At 59.1% G+C, this 20,951-nt stretch carries 19 protein-coding genes; 16 read left to right on the top strand and 3 right to left on the bottom strand.

Annotation, left to right across the window (positions count from 1 at the left end; translation table 11 throughout):
- The first annotated feature begins 404 nt into the window (after positions 1-404).
- The 8 genes from puuE to ABH912_RS10325 all read left to right on the top strand — a co-directional run bounded on the left by puuE (position 405) and on the right by ABH912_RS10325 (position 8,582).
- Complete coding sequence (gene puuE, locus ABH912_RS10290) at positions 405-1,331, top strand: allantoinase PuuE (RefSeq protein WP_059404690.1); 927 nt, start codon at positions 405-407, stop codon at positions 1,329-1,331.
- The gene (gene uraD / locus ABH912_RS10295; protein WP_033057157.1) at positions 1,328-1,843 is read left to right on the top strand and encodes a 2-oxo-4-hydroxy-4-carboxy-5-ureidoimidazoline decarboxylase; all 516 of its coding nucleotides are present in this window, start codon (positions 1,328-1,330) and stop codon (positions 1,841-1,843) included. Before puuE ends, uraD begins: the two co-directional genes overlap by 4 nt.
- A gap of 88 nt (positions 1,844-1,931) precedes the next feature.
- On the top strand, positions 1,932-2,927 hold the full coding sequence (alc, locus tag ABH912_RS10300) for an allantoicase (protein ID WP_033057158.1): 996 nt from the start codon (positions 1,932-1,934) through the stop codon (positions 2,925-2,927).
- Between the two features lie 144 nt (positions 2,928-3,071).
- Entirely contained in the window at positions 3,072-3,575 is a 504-nt protein-coding gene (locus ABH912_RS10305) for an ureidoglycolate lyase (RefSeq protein ID WP_007960046.1), read from the top strand.
- Positions 3,576-3,625: 50 nt separating this feature from the next.
- Positions 3,626-4,927, top strand: a complete 1,302-nt coding sequence (locus tag ABH912_RS10310; RefSeq protein ID WP_429510578.1) for a urate hydroxylase PuuD — start codon at positions 3,626-3,628, stop codon at positions 4,925-4,927.
- 187 nt (positions 4,928-5,114) lie between these two features.
- Positions 5,115-6,473, top strand: a complete 1,359-nt coding sequence (locus ABH912_RS10315) for a nucleobase:cation symporter-2 family protein (protein WP_429510579.1) — start codon at positions 5,115-5,117, stop codon at positions 6,471-6,473.
- Between the two features lie 161 nt (positions 6,474-6,634).
- Positions 6,635-7,420 (top strand): outer membrane protein OmpK, encoded by a 786-nt coding sequence (locus ABH912_RS10320; protein WP_429510580.1) that lies wholly within the window; start codon positions 6,635-6,637, stop codon positions 7,418-7,420.
- Positions 7,421-7,796: 376 nt separating this feature from the next.
- On the top strand, positions 7,797-8,582 hold the full coding sequence (locus ABH912_RS10325) for an outer membrane protein OmpK (protein WP_033057162.1): 786 nt from the start codon (positions 7,797-7,799) through the stop codon (positions 8,580-8,582).
- 130 nt (positions 8,583-8,712) lie between these two features.
- Here the strand turns inward: ABH912_RS10325 and ABH912_RS10330 are convergent, their stop codons facing one another.
- Both ABH912_RS10330 and ABH912_RS10335 read right to left on the bottom strand, forming a co-directional pair.
- Entirely contained in the window at positions 8,713-9,885 is a 1,173-nt protein-coding gene (locus ABH912_RS10330) for a patatin-like phospholipase family protein (RefSeq protein WP_429510581.1), read from the bottom strand.
- A 34-nt stretch (positions 9,886-9,919) separates the two neighbouring features.
- The gene (locus tag ABH912_RS10335; RefSeq protein WP_033057164.1) at positions 9,920-10,852 is read right to left on the bottom strand and encodes a lipid A biosynthesis lauroyl acyltransferase; all 933 of its coding nucleotides are present in this window, start codon (positions 10,850-10,852) and stop codon (positions 9,920-9,922) included.
- A gap of 118 nt (positions 10,853-10,970) precedes the next feature.
- Here ABH912_RS10335 and minC point away from each other — a divergent pair, with 118 nt between their 5' ends.
- The 8 genes from minC to ABH912_RS10375 all read left to right on the top strand — a co-directional run bounded on the left by minC (position 10,971) and on the right by ABH912_RS10375 (position 18,690).
- Complete coding sequence (gene minC / locus ABH912_RS10340; RefSeq protein WP_033057392.1) at positions 10,971-11,708, top strand: septum site-determining protein MinC; 738 nt, start codon at positions 10,971-10,973, stop codon at positions 11,706-11,708.
- 201 nt (positions 11,709-11,909) lie between these two features.
- Entirely contained in the window at positions 11,910-12,722 is an 813-nt protein-coding gene (gene minD / locus ABH912_RS10345; RefSeq protein ID WP_033057165.1) for a septum site-determining protein MinD, read from the top strand.
- Entirely contained in the window at positions 12,722-12,976 is a 255-nt protein-coding gene (minE, locus tag ABH912_RS10350; RefSeq protein ID WP_007898843.1) for a cell division topological specificity factor MinE, read from the top strand. The genes minD and minE overlap by 1 nt, the downstream gene beginning before the upstream one ends.
- Positions 12,977-13,067: 91 nt before the next feature.
- Positions 13,068-13,703 (top strand): RluA family pseudouridine synthase, encoded by a 636-nt coding sequence (locus tag ABH912_RS10355; RefSeq protein WP_033057166.1) that lies wholly within the window; start codon positions 13,068-13,070, stop codon positions 13,701-13,703.
- Between the two features lie 147 nt (positions 13,704-13,850).
- Positions 13,851-14,693 carry a hypothetical protein gene (locus tag ABH912_RS10360; RefSeq protein ID WP_429510582.1) on the top strand — a complete coding sequence of 281 codons (843 nt, stop codon included), beginning with the start codon at positions 13,851-13,853 and terminating at the stop codon, positions 14,691-14,693.
- Between the two features lie 106 nt (positions 14,694-14,799).
- Positions 14,800-16,089: a M18 family aminopeptidase gene (locus ABH912_RS10365; protein ID WP_033057168.1), complete on the top strand. Its 1,290-nt coding sequence runs from the start codon at positions 14,800-14,802 to the stop codon at positions 16,087-16,089.
- Positions 16,090-16,281: 192 nt separating this feature from the next.
- Entirely contained in the window at positions 16,282-16,458 is a 177-nt protein-coding gene (locus ABH912_RS10370) for a hypothetical protein (protein ID WP_185753141.1), read from the top strand.
- A gap of 78 nt (positions 16,459-16,536) precedes the next feature.
- Entirely contained in the window at positions 16,537-18,690 is a 2,154-nt protein-coding gene (locus ABH912_RS10375; protein ID WP_429510583.1) for a mechanosensitive ion channel family protein, read from the top strand.
- 221 nt (positions 18,691-18,911) lie between these two features.
- On the opposite strand, the gene ABH912_RS10380 is transcribed toward ABH912_RS10375, so the two are convergent.
- The gene (locus ABH912_RS10380; protein WP_008146183.1) at positions 18,912-20,585 is read right to left on the bottom strand and encodes a DEAD/DEAH box helicase; all 1,674 of its coding nucleotides are present in this window, start codon (positions 20,583-20,585) and stop codon (positions 18,912-18,914) included.
- Between the last annotated feature and the right edge of the window lie 366 nt (positions 20,586-20,951).

Raw genomic sequence — 20,951 nt, forward strand, 5'->3', positions numbered from 1 at the left:
AGTCAGACCTCGCGCCTCCCGAAGTCAGTTGTAAAGGAGACCGCACCGATTCGGAGCACGAAACGCTGCGGCGAGCGACTGATTAAGACACTTTTCAAAAAAATTGTACACAATAAAAACGAGATTTTTAGCGTTATGCCCGTCATTCAGGGATTCCCGGCGAATCTGCCACCGAGCCATAGGATCAAAGGACCTTCTATCCATTAGCTGACCGATCAGGCAGGTTTCTTGCAATAACATGTGTAGATGACCGCCAGTGAAAAATGCAAAAAAACAGGCTTACAAAGTGGATGTAAAGTTGTATACAATCAGCCCATCGCTGTGACGCCAGCCTGTCATCACACTGCAGGCCGCCTCACAAACCTGACCTTGAACAAGTCGAACGAATAAGAAGGAAGACTGCAGTGAGCGCTGACTACCCACGCGACCTGATCGGTTACGGCAGTAACCCTCCTCACCCACACTGGCCGGGCAATGCCCGCATCGCCTTGTCCTTCGTGCTCAATTACGAAGAAGGCGGCGAGCGCAATATCCTGCACGGCGATAAAGAATCTGAAGCCTTCCTTTCGGAAATGGTCTCGGCGCAGCCGCTGCAAGGCGCGCGCAACATGAGTATGGAATCCCTTTACGAGTATGGCAGCCGTGCCGGCGTCTGGCGGATTCTGAAACTGTTCAAGGAATTCGACATTCCGCTGACCATCTTCGCCGTGGCCATGGCCGCCCAGCGCCACCCGGACGTGATCCGCGCGATGGTCGATGCCGGCCATGAGATCTGCAGCCACGGCTATCGCTGGATCGACTACCAGTACATGGACGAAGCGCAGGAACGCGAGCACATGCTCGAAGCGATCCGCGTCCTCACCGAAATCACCGGCGAGCGCCCACTGGGCTGGTACACCGGCCGCACCGGCCCGAACACCCGTCGTCTGGTGATGGAAGAAGGCGGTTTCCTCTACGACTGCGACACCTACGACGACGACCTGCCCTACTGGGAACCGAACAACCCGACCGGCAAGCCGCACCTGGTGATTCCATACACGCTGGACACCAACGACATGCGCTTTACCCAGGTCCAGGGTTTCAACAAGGGCGACGACTTCTTTGAATACCTCAAGGATGCGTTCGACGTGCTTTACGCTGAAGGCGCCGAAGCACCGAAGATGCTGTCGATCGGCCTGCACTGCCGCCTGATCGGCCGTCCGGCGCGCCTGGCCTCGCTCAAACGATTTATCGAATACGCTAAAAGTCATGAACAGGTGTGGTTCAGCCGTCGCGTCGACATCGCTCGCCACTGGCACGAAACCCACCCGTACCAAGGGGCCGCGAAATGAGCCACTTCCAAACCCTGAAGCCCTCGACCCTGAGCCGCGACGCGTTTGTCGCTGCCTTCGCCGACATCTACGAACATTCGCCATGGGTGGCCGAAAAGGCCTTCGACCTGGGCCAGGACGCGTCGATCGACCAGATCGAAACCCTGCACCAACGCATGAGCGACATCCTGTTGAGCGCCGATCATGCCAGTCAACTGGCCCTGATCAACGCTCACCCGGACCTGGCCGGCAAAGCCGCCGTCCAGGGCCAGCTTACCGAAGCCAGCACCAATGAACAGGCTGGCGCCGGTATTCACCAATGCACGGCCGAAGAGTTTTCTCGCTTCACCGAGCTGAACGACGCCTACAAAGCCAAGTTCAAGTTTCCCTTCATCATGGCGGTAAAAGGCAGCAACCGGCATCAGATCCTCGCGGCGTTCGAAACGCGCATTCACAACCCGCAAGACACCGAGTTCAAGTGCGCGCTGGCGGAGATCAACAAGATCGCCCTGTTCCGATTACTGACCCTATAGCGAGCCTTGCCCGAGTGTTCTCAAACGCACACAGCACCCAGGGCACTGCAAGCATCCCAAGCCAACTTATTAAAGGCAGACAAGAAGAATGAAAGCTTACGCCGTACCTTTCGAGAAGTTCGTCAACCTGGCCGACGCCCGCCTGGGCACCAAAATCATCTCGGTCACCGATGACTGGTTCGCTGATGCCAACCGCCTGTTCCAGCCGACCCCGGCTGTGTGGAAGGAGGGCGTGTTCGATGACAACGGCAAGTGGATGGACGGCTGGGAGTCGCGCCGCAAGCGCTTCGAAGGCTACGACAGCGCCGTGATCCGCCTGGGCGTACCGGGTTCTATCAAAGGCGTGGACATCGACACTTCATTCTTCACCGGCAACTTCCCGCCGTCGGCCTCCCTGGAAGCGTGCTTCCTGGCCTCGGGCGAGCCGGACGACAACACCCAGTGGACTGAAGTGCTGTCCGCCGTCGAGCTGCAAGGCAACAGCCACCACTACCACGAAATCAACAACGACCAGGCCTTCAGCCACCTGCGCTTCAACATCTACCCGGATGGTGGCGTGGCCCGCCTGCGTGTTTACGGTATTCCGTTCCGCGACTGGTCCGCTGTCGGCGACAACGAGCAAGTTGACCTGGCAGCAGCCCTGAACGGTGGCCGCGCCCTCGCCTGCTCTGACGAACACTTCGGTCGCATGAGCAACATCCTCAACCCTGGCCGTGGCATCAACATGGGCGACGGCTGGGAAACCGCACGTCGTCGCACGCCGGGCAATGACTGGGTCATCGTCGCGCTGGGTCATGCCGGCGAAATCGAGAAAGTCATCGTCGACACCCTGCACTTCAAGGGCAACTACCCGGACACCTGCTCTATCCAGGGCGCGTTCGTGAAGGGCGGCACCGACAGCCAGATCGAAACCCAATCGCTGTTCTGGCGTGAACTGCTGCCGGCGCAGAAACTGGAAATGCACGCCGAACACACCTTCGCCGAGCAGATCAAGGCGCTGGGCCCGATCACCCACATCCGCCTGAACGTGTTCCCGGATGGTGGTGTGAGCCGCCTGCGCGTCCTCGGCAAGGTCGCTAAATAAGCGTTGAACCCTGTGGCGAGGGAGCTTGCTCCCGCTGGGCTGCGAAGCGGCCCCAAAAGCTTGGGAGCGCTGCGCACTCCAGCGGGAGCAAGCTCCCTCGCCACAAAAGCAGAACAAACAACATTGAATTCGGATAAGAACAGCATGCGCACACTGACGATTGAACCGCTGACCAAAGAAGCCTTCGCCCCTTTCGGTGACGTGATCGAAACCGACGGCAGCGATCACTTCATGATCAACAACGGTTCGACCATGCGCTTCCATAAACTGGCGACGGTGGAAACCGCCACGCCAGAGGACAACGCGATCATCAGCATCTTCCGCGCCGATGCGCAGGACATGCCGCTGACCGTCAGCATGCTGGAGCGTCACCCGCTGGGCAGCCAGGCTTTCATTCCGCTGCTCGGCAACCCCTTTCTGATCGTGGTCGCGCCACTTGGCGATGAACCTGTATCAGGCTTGGTCCGCGCCTTCGTCACCAACGGCAGGCAGGGCATTAATTACCATCGCGGCGTTTGGCACCATCCGGTGCTGACGATCGAAAAGCGGGATGACTTCCTGGTGGTTGATCGCAGTGGCACAGGCAATAACTGCGATGAGCATTTTTTCAAAGAGGATGAGCGTTTGATCCTCGCCCCCCACCAATAAGAGAAGGTCTGATCACTCGACAACAGAGTGACAGGCGAGAGGTAAAGACTGTGGAAGCACATCTGTTGGAATGGCTGAACCTGAGCGTGCGCTGGGTTCACATGATTACTGGCGTGGCCTGGATCGGTGCGTCGTTCTATTTCGTCTGGCTGGAAAACAACCTCAATCGGGTCAACCCGAAAAGCGGTCTGGCGGGCGATTTGTGGGCGATCCATGGCGGCGGTATCTACCACCTGGAAAAATACAAACTGGCTCCACCGACCATGCCGGACAACCTGCACTGGTTCAAATGGGAAGCCTACTTCACCTGGATGTCGGGCATCGCGCTGCTGTGCGTGGTGTTCTACTCCAACCCGACGCTGTACCTGTTGGCTCCGGGCAGCAGCCTGACCGGTCCTGAAGGGGTCGCACTGGGCATTGCCTCGCTGTTCGTCGGCTGGTTCGTCTACTCCTTCCTCTGCGACTCGGCCCTGGGCAAACGCCCTGCCCTGCTCGGCTTCATCCTGTTCGTGCTGATCATTGGCGCCGCTTACGGCTTCAGTAAAGTGTTCAGCGGTCGTGGTGCGTACCTGCACGTCGGCGCGATCATCGGCACCATCATGGTCGGCAACGTGTTCCGCATCATCATGCCGGCACAGCGCGCACTGGTTGCCGCGATTGCCGAGAACCGCACGCCGGATCCGGCGCTGCCGGCCAAAGGCTTGCTGCGTTCGCGTCACAACAACTACTTCACCTTGCCGGTGCTGTTCATCATGATCAGCAACCACTTCCCGAGCACCTACGGCAGCCAATACAACTGGCTGATCCTGGCCGGGATCGCGGTGCTGGCGGTGTTGGTGCGTCACTACTTCAACACCCGTCATGACAGCCACAAATTTGCCTGGACCCTGCCCGTTGCGGCCGTGGGCATGATCTGCCTGGCTTACGTGACTGGCCCGGCGCAGATGCCCAGCGCTCCTGAAGTGGCCAAGGCGCCTGGCACCATCGAGTATCAGCCGATGCCGGAAACTGCCCTCGGCGGTGGTGCCAAACCTGAAGCGGCGAAACCTGCTGCACCTGCCGCTGCACCGGCTCAGGCGTCCAACGCCGGCCCCGGTTTCGACAAGGTGCACAGTGTGATCCAGGAACGTTGCGCGGTTTGCCATTCGGCCAAACCAACCAGCCCGCTATTCAGTGCGGCACCGGCTGGCGTGATGTTCGATACCCCCGAGCAGATCCGTCAGAACGCGGCGCGTATCCAGGCTCAAGCCGTCACCAGCCAGATCATGCCACTGGGCAACATCACCCAGATGACCCAGCAGGAACGTGACCTGATCGGCGCGTGGATTGTGCAGGGAGCTCCGACCAATTAAGCAACACAAAAGCCTGTGAAAGCGGGCTTTTGTGGCGAGGGAGCTTGCTCCCGCTGGGTCGCGAAGCGGCCCCCCTCTCTATCTGAAAAGGAGGGGACTGCTACGCAGTCCAGCGGGAGCAAGCTCCCTCGCCACAGGTCCCCCTGATGCACAAAATCACAAGAATAAAAAAGATCCGAGGTGTTGCATGTCCGAGCTATCCCAAGCGCGCATCCCCGACGCACCCGCCATTCAGCGTTTGCCCCTTTTGCAACTGATCCTGGTTGGCCTGCAACACGTTCTGCTGATGTACGGCGGAGCCATCGCAGTGCCGCTGATCATCGGACAGGCCGCTGGCCTGAGTCGTGAAGAAATCGCCTTCCTGATCAACGCCGACCTGCTGGTGGCCGGGATCGCTACCATCGTGCAATCGCTGGGCATCGGCCCCATGGGCATCCGCATGCCGGTGATGATGGGCGCCAGTTTCGCCGCGGTCGGCAGCATGGTCGCCATGGCTGGCATGCCGGGCATCGGCCTGCAAGGGATCTTCGGCGCAACCATCGCCGCCGGATTCTTCGGCATGATCATCGCGCCATTCATGTCCAAAGTCGTACGCTTCTTCCCCCCTCTGGTGACCGGCACCGTCATCACCTCGATCGGTTTGTCGCTGTTCCCCGTGGCCGTCAACTGGGCGGGCGGCGGTGCTGGCGCCGCTCAATTCGGTTCACCGATTTACCTGGCCATCGCCGCGCTGGTGTTGGCCACCATCCTGCTGGTTCACCGCTTCATGCGCGGATTCTGGGTCAATATTTCCGTGCTGATCGGCATGTGCCTGGGTTACGTACTCTGCGGCCTGATCGGCATGGTCGACCTGAGCGGCATGGCCCAGGCGCCGTGGCTGCAATTCGTGACCCCGCTGCATTTCGGCATGCCGAAGTTCGAACTCGCACCGATCCTGTCCATGTGCCTGGTGGTGGTGATCATCTTCGTCGAGTCCACCGGGATGTTCCTCGCGCTGGGGAAAATCACAGGACAGGAAGTCTGCCCACGCATGCTGCGTCGTGGCTTGTTGTGTGATGCCGGCGCCTCGTTCTTCGCCGGTTTCTTCAACACCTTCACCCACTCCTCTTTCGCGCAGAACATCGGCCTGGTGCAGATGACCGGCGTGCGTTGTCGCTCGGTGACCATCGTCGCCGGCGGTTTGCTGGTGGTGTTGAGTTTGTTGCCGAAAGCGGCGTTTCTGGTGGCATCGATTCCACCTGCCGTACTGGGCGGCGCGGCGATTGCGATGTTCGGCATGGTCGCCGCCACCGGCATCAAGATTCTTCAGGAAGCCGACATCGGTGACCGTCGCAATCAATTGCTGGTGGCGGTGAGCATCGGCATGGGGCTGATCCCGGTGGTCCGTCCGGAATTCTTCGCCCACCTTCCGCTGTGGATGAGCCCGATCACCCACAGCGGAATCGCCATGGCCACGCTCAGTGCGCTGTCGCTGAACCTGCTGTTCAACATCCTCGGCGGCGCCGAACGCGCGGCCATCAACGACTGCCAAGCACACTCGCACTAACCCACTAACGCCACAGAACCCTGTGGAAGCGAGCCTGCTCGCGATGACGGTATGACATTCAACACTTGAGTTGACTGATTCAACGCTATCGCGAGCAGGCTCACTCCTACAGGGTCAGGGGCTGCCTGCGCCTTGAAAATAAAAACAAGAGGGAGCAACAGATGATTCGGACACAGACAAACATGCTGTTAGGCGCTGGTCTATTGGCCGCCAGCCAGGCCATGGCCGGCGATTTGCTGCTGTGGCAGACCAACAGCCTGAGCTATCTGTACGGCAAGGATTTCGTGGTCAACCCGCACATCCAGCAGACGATAACCTTTGAGCACGCCGACCGCTGGAAGTACGGCGACAACTTCCTGTTTGTCGACAGCACTTACTACAACGGCGAGAAAGACCGGAACAAAGGCGTTCACGCTTATTACGGCGAGTTCAGCCCGCGCCTGTCTTTCGGCAAAATCCTCGACCGCCGTTTCGAATTCGGCCCGATCAAGGACGTGTTGCTGGCCATGACCTACGAGAATGGCGAAGACGACACCGAGGCCTATCTGATCGGCCCCGGTTTCGACCTCGCGGTACCGGGCTTCAATTTTTTCACCTTGAACTTCTACTATCGCCAGACCGAAGGCTCGCGTCCCGGCGACGATGTCTGGCAGATCACGCCGGCCTGGTCCTACACCTTGCCGTTGGGCAACTCGAACCTGTTGATCGACGGCTACATCGACTGGGTCGTGGATAACGACCAGAACTCACAGGGCACCTACCACGCCAACCTGCACTTCAACCCACAGATCAAATATGACCTGGGCAAGGCCTTGGGCTGGCGGGAGAAACAGGTGTACGTCGGCGTCGAATACAGCTACTGGAAAGACAAATACGGCATCGAAAACACCGCCAACTTCGACACCAATGAGAACACCACCAGCCTGCTGGTGAAGGTGCACTTCTAAGATGGCCCGCAACCGCGCTCCAAACCTGTCGTCGGTGCGCTGTTGCGGGGCACTTGAGACCTGGCCAAGGAGTCAGTATTCTCCGCGGCCGCCCGAATCTGGTCTAAAAAAAAGCCCGGATTTAATTCCTGACCAGAAAGCCAACTTATCCCGGCGCTGGACAGTACCAAGGCACTCCAAAAACACTCTCAATCGACTGCTCTTGAGCCGCCGAGCGGGAGTTTTTTGGCTTTTCAAAAGCCTTGGCTCAGCTCTTGCTAACAGCACTGAAACTGACCGATTGGATGATTTTTTACAGCTACAGAAAAAGGCGCCACACCAGAGCGCCGACCTTAAAAAAATAACGTGGAACCACCTACTTTTTGGGAGCAACCGAATGAAACGTACGTGCACTAGCCTGATGCTGGCGGGATCGTTGCTGGCCGGGGGCCAGGCCATGGCCGGCGACTTGCTGCAATGGCAGAACAACAGCCTGACCTACCTGTATGGCAAGGACTTCCAGGTCAACCCACGCATTCAGCAGACGGTGACCTTTGAACACGCCGATGGCTGGAAATACGGCGACAACTTCTTCTTCATCGACAAGATCTTCTACAACGGCAAGGAAGACGCTTTCGCGGGTAAGAACACTCACTACGGTGAATTCAGCCCACGCTTGTCGTTCAATAAGATCTTCGATCAGAAATTTGCGTTTGGCCCGGTCAAAGACGTACTGCTGGCCATGACTTACGAGTTCGGTGAAGACGATACCGAGTCCTACCTGATCGGTCCTGGTTTCGACCTCGCGATCCCGGGCTTCGACTACTTCCAGCTGAACTTCTACAACCGTCATACCGAAGGCGACCGCCCAGGTGACAATATCTGGCAGGTCACTCCGGTCTGGTCCTACACCATCCCGGTGGGCGATTCGAACATCCTGATCGACGGTTTCATGGACTGGGTGGTCGACAACGACGTCAACAAAAAAGGCGAATACCACGCCAACCTGCACTTCAACCCACAGGTCAAATACGACTTGGGCAAGGCGCTGAACCTTGGTGAAAAGCAGTTGTACGTCGGTGTCGAGTATGACTACTGGAAAAACAAGTACGGTATTGAAGACAGTCAGGGCTTCAAAACCGATCAGAGCGTAACCAGCTTCCTGGTCAAGGTTCACTTCTGATCCGGCGGCGTCTGTAAGGACGCCATCGCGGGCAAGCCACGCTCCCACAGGTTTTGTGTCGTTCGTCGATTATGTGGACGATACAAAACCTGTGGGAGCGGGCTTGCCCGCGATGGCCACACCGCCGATCTCAAGCTGTAACGGCAGGCTCCGCCAACCCGAGAAACCGGCACAGCTCCCCGCGCTTGGCCAACGCATCCCGCCGCCCCAAATCAATCAATTCGCTGCAATACCCCGCCTCGAACAGCAGATAACTCAGCACCCCCGCCCCGCTCGTCTTGGTCGCCCCCGGTCCGCGCAGAAACAGGCGCAGCGCTGCCGGCAATTCCTGCCGATGCCGCGCCGCAATCTCATCGATCGGCTGACTCGGCGAAATCACCAACACTTCCACCGGCGCTACACCCAGTGCGCGCGTTGGCGTGCCAGCGGGCATCAGATGACTGAACTGATTGAGCCGCTGCAGCAACTCGATGTCGCTTTCCAGGCTGTCAATGAACGTACTGTTGAGCATGTGCCCACCGATCTGTGCCAGGCTCGGCTGCTGGCCGGTGTAAGCGCGTTGCAGCGGTTGTTCCGGGTCGACGCCGCGGGGGTTGCCGCTGACGCCCACCACCAGCACTCGGCTCGCGCCCAGGTGCAGCGCCGGGCTGATCGGTGCCGACTGACGTACCGCGCCGTCGCCGAAATACTCTTCACCGATTTTCACTGGCGCAAACAACAGCGGAATCGCTGAACTGGCCAGCAAGTGGTCGACGGTCAATTGCGTGGGGACGCCGATTCGCCGATGGCGCAACCAGGCATTGATGGTGCCGCCGCCCTGATAAAAGGTCACCGCCTGACCGGACTCGTAGCCGAACGCGGTCACCGCCACCGCTTGCAACTGCTTCTGTGCAATGGCCTCGGCAATCCCGCTCATCTGCAGTTTTTCGTCGAGCAATCGGCGCAGCGGCGAACTGTTGAGCAAGGCCACCGGCACCTGAGCGCCAATCCCGAGCAAACTGTGGCTGACAAAACGGCTGGCCTGGTGGATCACGCCCGGCCAGTCGCTGCGCAGCACCAGATGACTGCGAAAGCCCTGCCAGAAGGCTGTCAGACGTTGAATCGCACTCCGAAAATCCATCGCCCCACTGGCGAGGCTGACCGCGTTGATTGCGCCGGCCGAGGTGCCGACGATCACCGGAAACGGATTGTTCGCGCCGACCGGCAACAGCTCGGCAATCGCCGCCAGCACACCGACCTGATAAGCCGCCCGAGCCCCGCCGCCGGAAAGAATCAACCCTGTAACCGGTTCAGCAGGACTCATCGCAACACTCCATGGTGCTTATAAGGACAGTGGTTCAACCGCGTTTTGCGTACAGCTTCGGCTCGCCCGGGGGGCGGCTCTTGAAGCGGCGATGAGCCCAAAGGTATTGCTCCGGACATTCGCGCAAGACGCCTTCGATCCATTGGTTGACCCGCAGGCAGTCGGCCTCTTCGGTTTCGCCGGGGAAACCCTCGAGCGGTGCATGAATCACCAGTCGATAACCGCTGCCGTCCGCCAGACGCTCCTGAGTGAACGGCACCACCAGCGCCTTGCCCAACCGAGCAAACTTGCTGGTGGCGGTGACGGTGGCGGCCTGAATCCCGAACAGTGGCACGAAGATACTTTGCTTGGCGCCATAGTCCTGATCCGGTGCGTACCAGATTGCCCGGCCAGCGCGCAGTAATTTGAGCATGCCGCGCACGTCGTCGCGCTCCACCGCCAGCGAATCGACGTTGTGTCGCTCGCGCCCCAGACGCTGGACGTAGTCGAACAATGGATTTTTGTGTTCGCGGTACATGCCGTCAATGGTGTGCTGCTGGCCGAGCAACGCCGCGCCGATTTCCAGCGTGGTGAAATGAACGGCCATCAGGATCACGCCTTTGCCATCTCGCTGGGCTTTTTTCAGATGCTCCAGCCCTTCGACATGGGCCAGCTTCGCCAGACGCTCGCGCGACCACCACCAGCTCATCGCCATCTCGAAAAACGCGATGCCCGTGGAGGCGAAGTTTTCCTTGAGCAGGCGCTTGCGCTCGGCAGCGGTTTTCTCAGGGAAACACAGTTCGAGATTGCGCTTGGCAATGCGCCGTCTGTCGCCCGCTACTCGATACATCAATGCACCCAGGGCGCGACCGATCGACAGCAACGCCGGATACGGCAGCTGCACAATCAGCCACAACAGCCCCAAGCCACACCACAGCGGCCAGAAACGGGGAGATAGAAATGCTGTTCGAAAACGCGGGCGATCCATTAAAGGTTCCGGAAAGACAATGGCCGCGCATTCTACATCGTTCGACCCGGCTTGCGGCTCGCGGGCGTTCTCGTTATAAGTCTCGGCACTTTTAGTGACAAGTCGTTGTATGCCGACCATGAGCCAAACCGAACCGCTAGACCAAGATCCCGTGTTCCAGCTGAAGGGCAGCATGCTCGCCATTACGGTGCTGGAACTGGCCCGTAACGACCTCGAGAACCTCGATCGTCAACTGGCCGCCAAGGTTGCCCAGGCGCCGAACTTCTTTAGTAACGCGCCACTGGTGCTGGCCCTGGACAAACTCCCGGCCAGCGAAGGCGCGGTCGATCTGCCGGGCCTGATGCGCGTATGCCGCCAACATGGCCTGCGCACCCTGGCGATCCGTGCCAGCCGCATCGAAGACATCGCCGCGGCCATCGCGGTCGACCTGCCGGTGCTGCCACCGTCCGGCGCCCGTGAGCGTCCGCTGGACCCGCTCGAAGGCCAAGTCAAGAAAATACCGGAAAAACCGCCGGAGCCGACTATCAAGCCAACGAAGATCATCACCTCGCCCGTACGCGGTGGGCAGCAGATTTATGCCCAGGGCTGCGATCTGGTGGTGATCTCGTCGGTCAGCCCGGGGGCGGAACTTCTCGCCGACGGGAACATCCATGTATACGGCCCGATGCGTGGTCGAGTGTTGGCCGGCGTCAAAGGCGACACCAAAGCCAGGATTTTCTGTCAGCAAATGAGCGCTGAACTGGTTTCCATCGCGGGCCACTACAAGGTTTCGGAGGATCTGCGTCGCGACCCTTTGTGGGGCGCGGGCGTACAGGTCAGCCTGTCGGGCGATGTGTTGAACATCATTCGGCTTTAACGGATACTGCCGCATTTTCCAAGCATCTCTAAAACGTAGCGAAAACGGCTCAAACGAAGTAGGAAAAAGGCTATAGGCAGTGTTTACCCGAGGTAAGCGCCGTTCTGGACCGAATTCCAGCCAAGGCTGTCCGACTGCAGTAGTTTTTCTAGAGATGTTTTTCAGGGGCTAAATGTCCTTTTTCCTTAGGGGTGAAACACCTTGGCCAAGATTCTCGTGGTTACATCCGGCAAGGGTGGTGTGGGTAAGACCACCACCAGTGCTGCTATCGGTACCGGCCTCGCACTGCGCGGTCACAAAACAGTTATCGTCGACTTCGACGTCGGTTTGCGTAACCTCGACCTGATCATGGGTTGCGAGCGTCGCGTGGTGTATGACTTCGTCAACGTGGTAAACGGCGAAGCCAACCTGCAACAAGCCCTGATCAAAGACAAACGCCTGGAAAACCTCTACGTACTGGCCGCCAGTCAGACCCGCGACAAAGACGCGCTGACCGTCGAAGGCGTGGAAAAAGTGTTGATGGCGTTGAAAGAAGACTTCGAATACGTGGTCTGCGACTCTCCGGCCGGCATCGAGAAAGGCGCCCACCTGGCCATGTACTTCGCAGACGAAGCGATTATCGTGACCAACCCGGAAGTGTCCTCGGTTCGTGACTCGGACCGCATGCTGGGCCTGCTGGCCAGCAAATCGCGCCGCGCTGAAAAGGGCGAAGAGCCGATCAAGGAACACCTGCTGCTGACCCGCTACAACCCGCAACGCGTCAGTGACGGCGAGATGCTCGGCGTCGAAGACGTCAAAGAGATTCTGGCGGTCGCCCTGCTGGGTGTCATTCCGGAATCCCAAGCGGTACTCAAAGCTTCCAACTCGGGCGTGCCAGTCATTCTCGACGACCAGAGCGATGCCGGTCAGGCATACAGCGATGCGGTCGATCGTCTGCTGGGCAAAACCGTGGAGCATCGTTTTCTCGATGTAACGAAGAAGGGATTCTTCGAGCGCCTGTTTGGAGGTAGATAATGAATCTTTTTGACTTCTTTCGTGCCAGCAAAAAGGTCAGCACCGCGTCGGTAGCGAAAGAGCGTCTACAGATCATCGTGGCGCACGAACGCGGCCAACGCAGTACACCGGACTACCTGCCAGCCTTGCAGAAGGAATTGGTCGAGGTCATCCGCAAGTACGTCAATATCGGGTCCGATGACGTGCACGTCGCTCTGGAAAACCAGGGCAGCTGCTCGATTCTGGAACTCAATATCACCCTGCCTGACCGCTGAGTCGATCCGGCTGGAGCCACGGCGGCTCAGGCCCCTTCTGTTAAAGGAAGGGGCCTGAGTCGCCGTTGGCGTTTGTTACGAGGCTGTTTTAATGCCGCTGTCCAACATCAGCATCATCCATCAGGACGCCGCCGTACTGGTGGTGAACAAACCGACCCTGCTGCTCTCCGTCCCTGGCCGGGCCGATGACAACAAGGACTGCCTGATTACCCGCCTGCAGGAAAACGGTTACCCGGAAGCCCGAATCGTCCATCGTTTGGACTGGGAAACCTCCGGCATTATTCTGTTGGCCCGTGATGCGGATACGCATCGCGAACTGTCTCGGCAATTTCACGACCGCGAAACCGAAAAGGCCTACACCGCCCTGTGCTGGGGACAACCGGAACTGGACAGTGGCAGCATCGATCTGCCCTTGCGCTACGACCCGCCGACCAAGCCACGCCATGTGGTGGACCATGAATTCGGCAAACATGCCCTGACCTTCTGGCGCGTACTGGAGCGTTGCGGCGATTGGTGTCGTGTCGAATTGACGCCGATCACCGGTCGCTCCCATCAGTTGCGCGTGCACATGCTTTCCATCGGCCACCCACTGCTGGGTGACGGGCTGTATGCCCACGAGCAAGCACTGGCCGCCTGGCCACGGTTATGTCTGCACGCGAGCATGCTGAGCTTCACTCACCCGCAAAGCGGCGAACGCATGCGCTTCGAGTGCCCTGCTCCTTTTTAAGCAGCCGCCTAACCAAAAAACGCCCTTCCATTGAAGGGCGTTCTTGTTTCTTGTTACAAATCGACGTGAAAATGGCGTGAAAATATTGTCATGAATTTGTAATGAAACGTAAAATGCCAGTACTTTGATATCAGGCAGGAAGCCCTCGTGCTCAGCAACAAGACATTCCAAGACGACTACCCGTTCACCTTCTGCCTGTTCAACACCACGCTGCACCTTAGCGAGCAGCCTTCTACCGAAGCACAACAAGCCCTAGAACAGCTCATACACAAACGACGTGCCCACAAGCTGACCCGTGCGAGTGCGCCGCTGACCTCCGGCGATGCGCCGCTGTTTGCCAAGGTCCAGCCGCTGGATACCTTGAAGGCAAAAGTGCGCGTGACCTTTGGTAAACCGCAGTGCAATGGCCGGTTCGACTGGCCGCTGGAAGAGTTGATCAATACGCTCGAAGCACAACGCCGTGGCGTGCAAATGCCGCCGCTGCAAGGGTTCGGTTACACCAAGGACCGACTGGGGCTGACCCAGGAGTATTTCATTATCACGCGCCTGCTCGACGATCATATCGACGGCGTGCAATGGCTTAAACGCAACCCGGACAACGTCGAAACATTCATTCTCGACGCCTTCGAATTGCTGACATCCCTGTCCCGGAAGAACATCACGCACATGGATTTCTGGGCCGGCAACATCATGATCCCGCAAACACCACAGACTCCGCTCAAAGCCATCGACTTTGAAAACTGCTTTGCCGGGCAGACAAACCATCAAAGCGAAACCCTGGGTTTTCAACTGGGCTACTTCTATCGCCGGGACATCTACAAGCTCATCACCGAAGCCGCCTATGACCGACTGGTGGACGACTACATTCGACAGATCCCGGGGATCTCGAAGGAAAAATTCAACGAGGTGTACCTCGCGAGCAAACATGAATATGTGGGCCGCAAGCAACGTCGCGAAGTGTTCCTCAATGGCACACTGATCACCGGTTGACTCATCCTCTTCGCCAATCGGCAGCTGGCGTACGTCGAACGGCATTGTCTCTGCAATGCCGTGAGCCAATACGTTAAACTTGCGCCATTGCTGTCTGGAGCTACTTATGCGCGAAGAGTTGAACCAAGGCCTGATCGATTTCCTCAAGGCCTCCCCTACCCCATTCCATGCCACCGCCAGCCTTGTCCAGCGCCTGGAAGCGGCGGGCTATCAACGCCTTGACGAGCGCGAGCCATGGACCACCGAAGCCAACGGTCGTTACTACGTCACCCGTAACGACTCGTCGATCGTCGCGTTCAAGATGGGCCGTCATTCGCCCCTGCACGGCGGCATTCGCTTGGTCGGCGCGCACACCGACAGCCCGTGCCTGCGGGTCAAACCCCAGCCGGAACTGCAACGTCAGGGCTTCTGGCAACTGGGCGTCGAAGTCTATGGCGGCGCACTGCTGGCGCCATGGTTCGACCGCGACCTGTCCCTGGCCGGCCGCGTGACCTTCCGCCGTGACGGCAAGGTCGAGAGCCAACTGGTCGACTTCAAGGCGCCGATCGCCATCATCCCGAACCTGGCCATTCACCTGAACCGTGAAGCCAACATGGGCTGGGCAATCAACGCCCAGACCGAACTGCCGCCGATCCTTGCGCAATTTGCCGGTGACGAGCGCGTGGACTTCCGCGCCGTGCTCACCGACCAACTCGCTCGCGAACATGGCTTGAACGCCGACGTGGTGCTCGACTATGAGCTGAGCTTCTACGACACCCAAAGCGCTGCGGTCATCGGCCTGCACGGCGACTTCATTGCCGGGGCGCGCCTGGACAACCTGCTGTCGTGCTATGCCGGCCTGCAAGCCTTGCTGACCACCGAAACCGACGAAACCTGCGTGCTGGTCTGCAACGATCACGAAGAAGTCGGTTCCTGCTCGGCCTGCGGCGCCGATGGCCCGATGCTGGAGCAGACGCTGCGTCGCCTGCTGCCTGAAGGCGATGAGTTCGTGCGCACCATTCAGAAATCCCTGCTGGTCTCGGCTGACAACGCCCACGGCGTGCATCCCAACTACGCCGACAAGCACGACGCCAACCACGGCCCGAAACTCAACGCCGGCCCGGTGATCAAGGTCAACAGCAACCAGCGCTACGCCACCAACAGCGAAACCGCCGGGTTCTTCCGCCACCTGTGCATGGCCGAAGAAGTGCCGGTACAGAGCTTCGTGGTGCGCAGCGACATGGGTTGCGGCTCGACCATCGGCCCGATCACCGCCAGCCACCTGGGCGTACGCACCGTGGACATCGGCCTGCCGACCTTCGCCATGCATTCGATCCGTGAACTGTGCGGCAGCCATGATCTGGCGCACCTGGTCAAAGTGCTGAGCGCGTTTTACGCCTGCCACGAGCTGCCGTAACAAACCCTGTGGCGAGGAAGCTTGCTCCCGCTCGGTTGCGCAGCAGCCGCAACATTTTTAAGGGCTGCTGCGCAGCCCAGCGGGAGCAAGCTCCCTCGCCACAGTGGTCTCGCTGTTCTCTGATACAGCTCACCACCGATCGCTCAAAAGCCACCTAGACTTTAACCACCCCTTCCGACAAGGCAGTCGCTCATGATCTCGTTGTCTTCGTTTCACGCCATGCTGATCCCGATTCTTTCCGGGATGATCATGCTGGCAATCGGCTTCAATTTTCGCGACAAAAACGTCGGTGTGTTCGCCATGTGGATCGGCATGTTGATGATCCTCGCCACCGTGATTTTCAAGATCCTCGCCAAACTCAACGAATAAATCCTCACCCCTGGCTCGCATTGATTTTGACGGGCTCGTACACTCGGTCGATCCGCTCATCCCGAGGTTGACCGCCTAGTGTTCGCTCGTCTTTTTGCCCTGCCGTGTTTTTTCCTTGTCTGCCTCATGACGCTGCTGCCGATGGCACCCGCCCAGGCGGTCGGCTTGCCCAGCCTGCTCAACAGCTCGGCAAAACAGCCAGAGGCGCAAGAGCCCTTGGGGCAATCCCTGGACGAAGTCATCAAGTCGCTGGAGAACGATCAGCAACGCAGCAAATTGCTGGCGGATTTGAAGAAGCTGCGCGATGCCACCAAAAAGGCCCAGCCAACCACCGAAGTAGGCGTCCTGGGTCTGATCGGTGGCACCCTGGCCAGTTTCGAAAAACAGTTTTCAGGCGCGGACAGCCCTCTCACTCGCTGGTCCGAAGAGTTCAAACTGGCTGAGGATGAACTGTCAGCGCTGGTGCTCCCGACCAATGAATGGCTACCGATCATCTTTGCCTTTGCCATGATCCTGATGGTCTGGAGTTTGCTGGCCGCCGCGCTGATCTGGGTCGGCCACCGGGTGCGGATGCGCTTCGGCCTGACCGAAGAACTGCCGCAGCACCCCAAGGCCCTGGACATGTTGCGCTTCGCCCTGCGCAAACTCGGGCCGTGGCTGATTGCCTTGGTGATGACGGTCTACATGAGCTACGCCCTGCCCTCGTCACTGGGCAAAAGCTTGGCCATGGTGCTGGCTTATGCGCTGGTGGTTGGCACCTGTTTTTCGGCGATCTGCGTGATCGCCTTTTCGCTGCTCGACGGCCCACACCGCCACCGCGCCCTGTACATCCTGCGGCATCAAGCCTTTCGGCCGCTGTGGCTGATCGGCAGTTTCGCCGCCTTCGGTGAAGCCCTGAGCGATCCGCGACTGGTCGAAAGCCTTGGCAGTCATCTGGCGCACACTGCCTCGACGGTCGCCAACGTACTGGCGGCATTGTCCACGGGGCTGTTCATCCTGCGGTTCCGTCGTCCCATCGCCCACCTGATCCGCAACCAACCGCTGTCCCGGCGCCTGACCCGCCGCGCCCTCAGCGACACGATCGAGATTCTCGGGACCTTCTGGTACATGCCGGCGCTGGTGCTGGTGGGGATTTCGCTGTTTGCCACGTTCGTCTCGGCCGGCGATACCAGCACTGCGCTGCGTCAGTCGCTGATCTGCACGGTGCTGCTGGTGTTGTGCATGGTCATCAACGGCCTGGTGCGCCGCCATTCACTCAAACCACAGCGCAGCGTGAAGCGTCATGCGCTGTATTCGGAGCGCCTGAAAAGCTTCTTCTACACACTCGCTCATTTGCTGGTGTGGCTGGCGTTCATCGAACTCGGCCTGCGGGTCTGGGGCATGTCGCTGATCCGCTTCACCGAAGGCGAAGGCCATGAAGTCAGCGTCAAACTGTTCAGCCTCGGCGGCACGCTGATTTTTGCCTGGCTGATCTGGATTCTCAGCGACACCGCCGTGCACCACGCCCTCACCCGTTCGCGCAAAGGCCTGGCAAATGCACGCGCGCAGACGATGATGCCGCTGATCCGCAACGTGTTGTTCGTGGCGATTTTCATCATTGCGCTGATCGTCGCCCTGGCAAACATGGGCATGAACGTCACGCCACTGCTGGCCGGTGCCGGTGTGATTGGTCTGGCCATCGGTTTCGGTGCGCAGTCGCTGGTGGCGGACCTGATCACCGGGCTGTTCATCATTATCGAAGACTCGTTGGCCATCGACGACTACGTCGACGTCGGCGGCCACCTGGGCACCGTCGAAGGGCTGACCATTCGTACCGTACGCCTGCGGGACATTGACGGCATCGTCCACACCATTCCATTCAGCGAAATCAAAAGCATCAAGAACTACTCCCGGGAATTCGGCTACGCGATTTTCCGGGTGGCGATCCCTTCCAACATGGACATCGATAACGCGATCAAACTGATGCGCGACGTCGGCCAGAAAATGCGCACCGACCCACTGCAACGGCGCAACATCTGGTCGCCACTGGAGATTCAGGGTGTCGAGAGTTTCGAGTCGGGCAACGCGATTCTTCGCGCCCGGTTCAAGACCGCGCCGATCAAGCAATGGGAAGTGTCCCGAGCATTCAACCTGTCACTCAAACGGCACCTGGACGAAGCCGGGCTAGACCTGGCGACACCCCGCATGAGCGTGCAAGTGATCACGGCGGGTGGCGGGTCGGTGACGGAATAACCCTGTAGCAGCTGTCGAGCCTGCGAGGCTGCGTTCGGCTGCGCAGCAGTCGTGAAATCAGACGCCGCGGTGTTTCAGGCGCACCGTGCTTGCAGGTTTTACGACTGCTTCGCAGCCGAACGCAGCCTCGCAGGCTCGACAGCTGCTACAAACGGCGCCCAAAAAAAATCCCCGAACCAGTCGGGGATTTTTTATGTTCGATCAATCAGCCCGAGAGCGGATCAATCTTCGCGATAGCGACGCAGCTTCAACTGCTTACCAGCAACGCGAGTGTCCTTCAGCTTGGTCAGCAGACGCTCCAGACCATCTTCCGGCAGTTCGACGAGGCTGAAGCTGTCACGCACCTGGATGCGACCGATTGCTTCGCGAGCCAGACCACCCTCATTGAGGATAGCGCCCAGCAGGTTCTTGGCAGCGATACCATCACGCGCACCCAGCGCGGTACGGCAACGAGCACGACCTTCGGCCAATGGAACCGGAGCACGACGCTCACGATCACCACGGTCCGGACGATCACCGGTACGCTCTGGACGATCGCCACGCGGTGCGTTGTTCGGCACCAGTGGACGTTCTTTCTCGATCGCAGCCAGGGTCAACGCTTGAGCGTTGGTTGCCTTGCGCAGCAGAGCAGCGGCCAGTGCACGCGGGGTGCAACCGATATCAGCAGTCAGGCGATCCAGCAGATCACCGTGGGTCGATTCGGCATCAGCCACCAGCGGCGACAGGCTGTTGGTCAGTTTCTTGATGCGGGCATCGAGAACAGCCTGAGCGTCCGGCAGGCGAACTTCGGCAACTTTCTGACCGGTTACACGCTCGATCACTTGCAGCATGCGGCGCTCACGTGGAGTCACCAGCAACAGCGCACGACCTTCGCGACCGGCACGGCCGGTACGGCCGATACGGTGAACGTAGGACTCTGGGTCGTACGGCATATCAACGTTGAACACGTGAGTGATACGCGGAACGTCCAGGCCACGAGCAGCAACGTCGGTCGCCACAACGATGTCCAGACGGCCATCCTTGAGGGATTCGATCACGCGCTCACGTTGGTTCTGAGCAATGTCACCGTTCAGCGCAGCGGCTTTGTAGCCTTTGGCTTCCAGGGCACTGGCCAGGTCCAGGGTCGCTTGCTTGGTGCGCACGAACATGATCAGGGCATCGAAGTCTTCAACTTCCAGCAGGCTCAATACAGCCGAGGTCTTCTGGTCAGCGTGAACCAACAGGTGAGCCTGTTCGATCGCGGTAACGGTCTGAGTCTTGGTCTGGATCTTCACGTGTTGCGGATCGCGCAGATGGCGTTCGGCAATGGCACGGATCGACTGCGGCAAGGTGGCCGAGAACAATACGGTCTGACGGGTTGGAGGCAGAGCCTTGAAGATAACTTCGAGGTCGTCCATGAAACCCAGTTTGAGCATTTCGTCCGCTTCGTCGAGAACCAGGTGGTTCACGGTCGACAGAACTTTTTCGTCGCGACGCAGGTGGTCGCACAGACGGCCCGGAGTGGCGACAACGATCTGTGCGCCATTACGGATTGCTTTCAGTTGTGGACCCATAGGGGCGCCGCCGTAAACGGCCACAACGGTAACGCCCGGCATTTGCTTGGCGTAGGTTTCGAAAGCGGTTGCTACTTGCAGCGCCAACTCACGGGTTGGCGCCAGGATCAGGGCTTGCGGCTCGCGCTTAGCAGGATCGATGCGATGCAGGATCGGCAGGGCGAACGCAGCGGTTTTACCCGTACCGGTTTGCGCCTGACCAATCATGTCGTGACCGGCCATGATGATCGGGATCGATTGCTGCTGAATAGCCGAAGGCTCTTCGTAGCCAGTCGCAATGACGGCTGCAAGAATGTTCGGATTAAGATTAAAAGCGGCGAAGCCGCCGGTTTCCTGGGTCATGGGTCTGCCTCTAAGTGCATCCGCAAAGACCCATGCTCCAAAGCTGCGCATGCCGTGTAAGACTCAAGAGTCGCCCTGGCTGCTTTGTCGGCGGGGATTTGCGAAAACGAATGAATGAAAAAGATTCGTCAAGGGAGAGTCCGCTGTGCGGACGTGCAGCCGAAGCTGACTTCGGGGAATTGCGCTACCTAAACGCGGCCCGGTTAAAGGCCGGCGCGCACTATACCGGAATTCGCTCAAAAAGGGAGCTTTATTTGTCGGAAAACTGCCGTGTACAGCGTTCTGTCACACGCTTTGCGGATAATCGGGCAACGGTCTATTTTTCCAAGGCCCAGCCCTGCTGACGATCGCGCTAAAACGGTTCAC

This window comes from Pseudomonas sp. BT76 TE3572 (assembly GCF_050435365.1).
Taxonomy (GTDB): Bacteria; Pseudomonadota; Gammaproteobacteria; order Pseudomonadales; family Pseudomonadaceae; genus Aquipseudomonas; species Aquipseudomonas fluorescens_W.

Bases quoted from the DNA above. Each gene is read 5' to 3' on its own strand.
- uraD (WP_033057157.1), top strand. From the start codon at position 1,328: ATGAGCCACTTCCAAACCCTGAAGCCCTCGACCCTGAGCCGCGACGCG.
- alc (WP_033057158.1), top strand. From the start codon at position 1,932: ATGAAAGCTTACGCCGTACCTTTCGAGAAGTTCGTCAACCTGGCCGAC.
- ABH912_RS10305 (WP_007960046.1), top strand. From the start codon at position 3,072: ATGCGCACACTGACGATTGAACCGCTGACCAAAGAAGCCTTCGCCCCT.
- ABH912_RS10315 (WP_429510579.1), top strand. From the start codon at position 5,115: ATGTCCGAGCTATCCCAAGCGCGCATCCCCGACGCACCCGCCATTCAG.
- ABH912_RS10320 (WP_429510580.1), top strand. From the start codon at position 6,635: ATGATTCGGACACAGACAAACATGCTGTTAGGCGCTGGTCTATTGGCC.
- ABH912_RS10325 (WP_033057162.1), top strand. From the start codon at position 7,797: ATGAAACGTACGTGCACTAGCCTGATGCTGGCGGGATCGTTGCTGGCC.
- ABH912_RS10330 (WP_429510581.1), bottom strand. From the start codon at position 9,885: ATGAGTCCTGCTGAACCGGTTACAGGGTTGATTCTTTCCGGCGGCGGG.
- ABH912_RS10335 (WP_033057164.1), bottom strand. From the start codon at position 10,852: ATGGATCGCCCGCGTTTTCGAACAGCATTTCTATCTCCCCGTTTCTGG.
- minC (WP_033057392.1), top strand. From the start codon at position 10,971: ATGAGCCAAACCGAACCGCTAGACCAAGATCCCGTGTTCCAGCTGAAG.
- minE (WP_007898843.1), top strand. From the start codon at position 12,722: ATGAATCTTTTTGACTTCTTTCGTGCCAGCAAAAAGGTCAGCACCGCG.
- ABH912_RS10355 (WP_033057166.1), top strand. From the start codon at position 13,068: ATGCCGCTGTCCAACATCAGCATCATCCATCAGGACGCCGCCGTACTG.
- ABH912_RS10365 (WP_033057168.1), top strand. From the start codon at position 14,800: ATGCGCGAAGAGTTGAACCAAGGCCTGATCGATTTCCTCAAGGCCTCC.
- ABH912_RS10370 (WP_185753141.1), top strand. From the start codon at position 16,282: ATGATCTCGTTGTCTTCGTTTCACGCCATGCTGATCCCGATTCTTTCC.
- ABH912_RS10380 (WP_008146183.1), bottom strand. From the start codon at position 20,585: ATGACCCAGGAAACCGGCGGCTTCGCCGCTTTTAATCTTAATCCGAAC.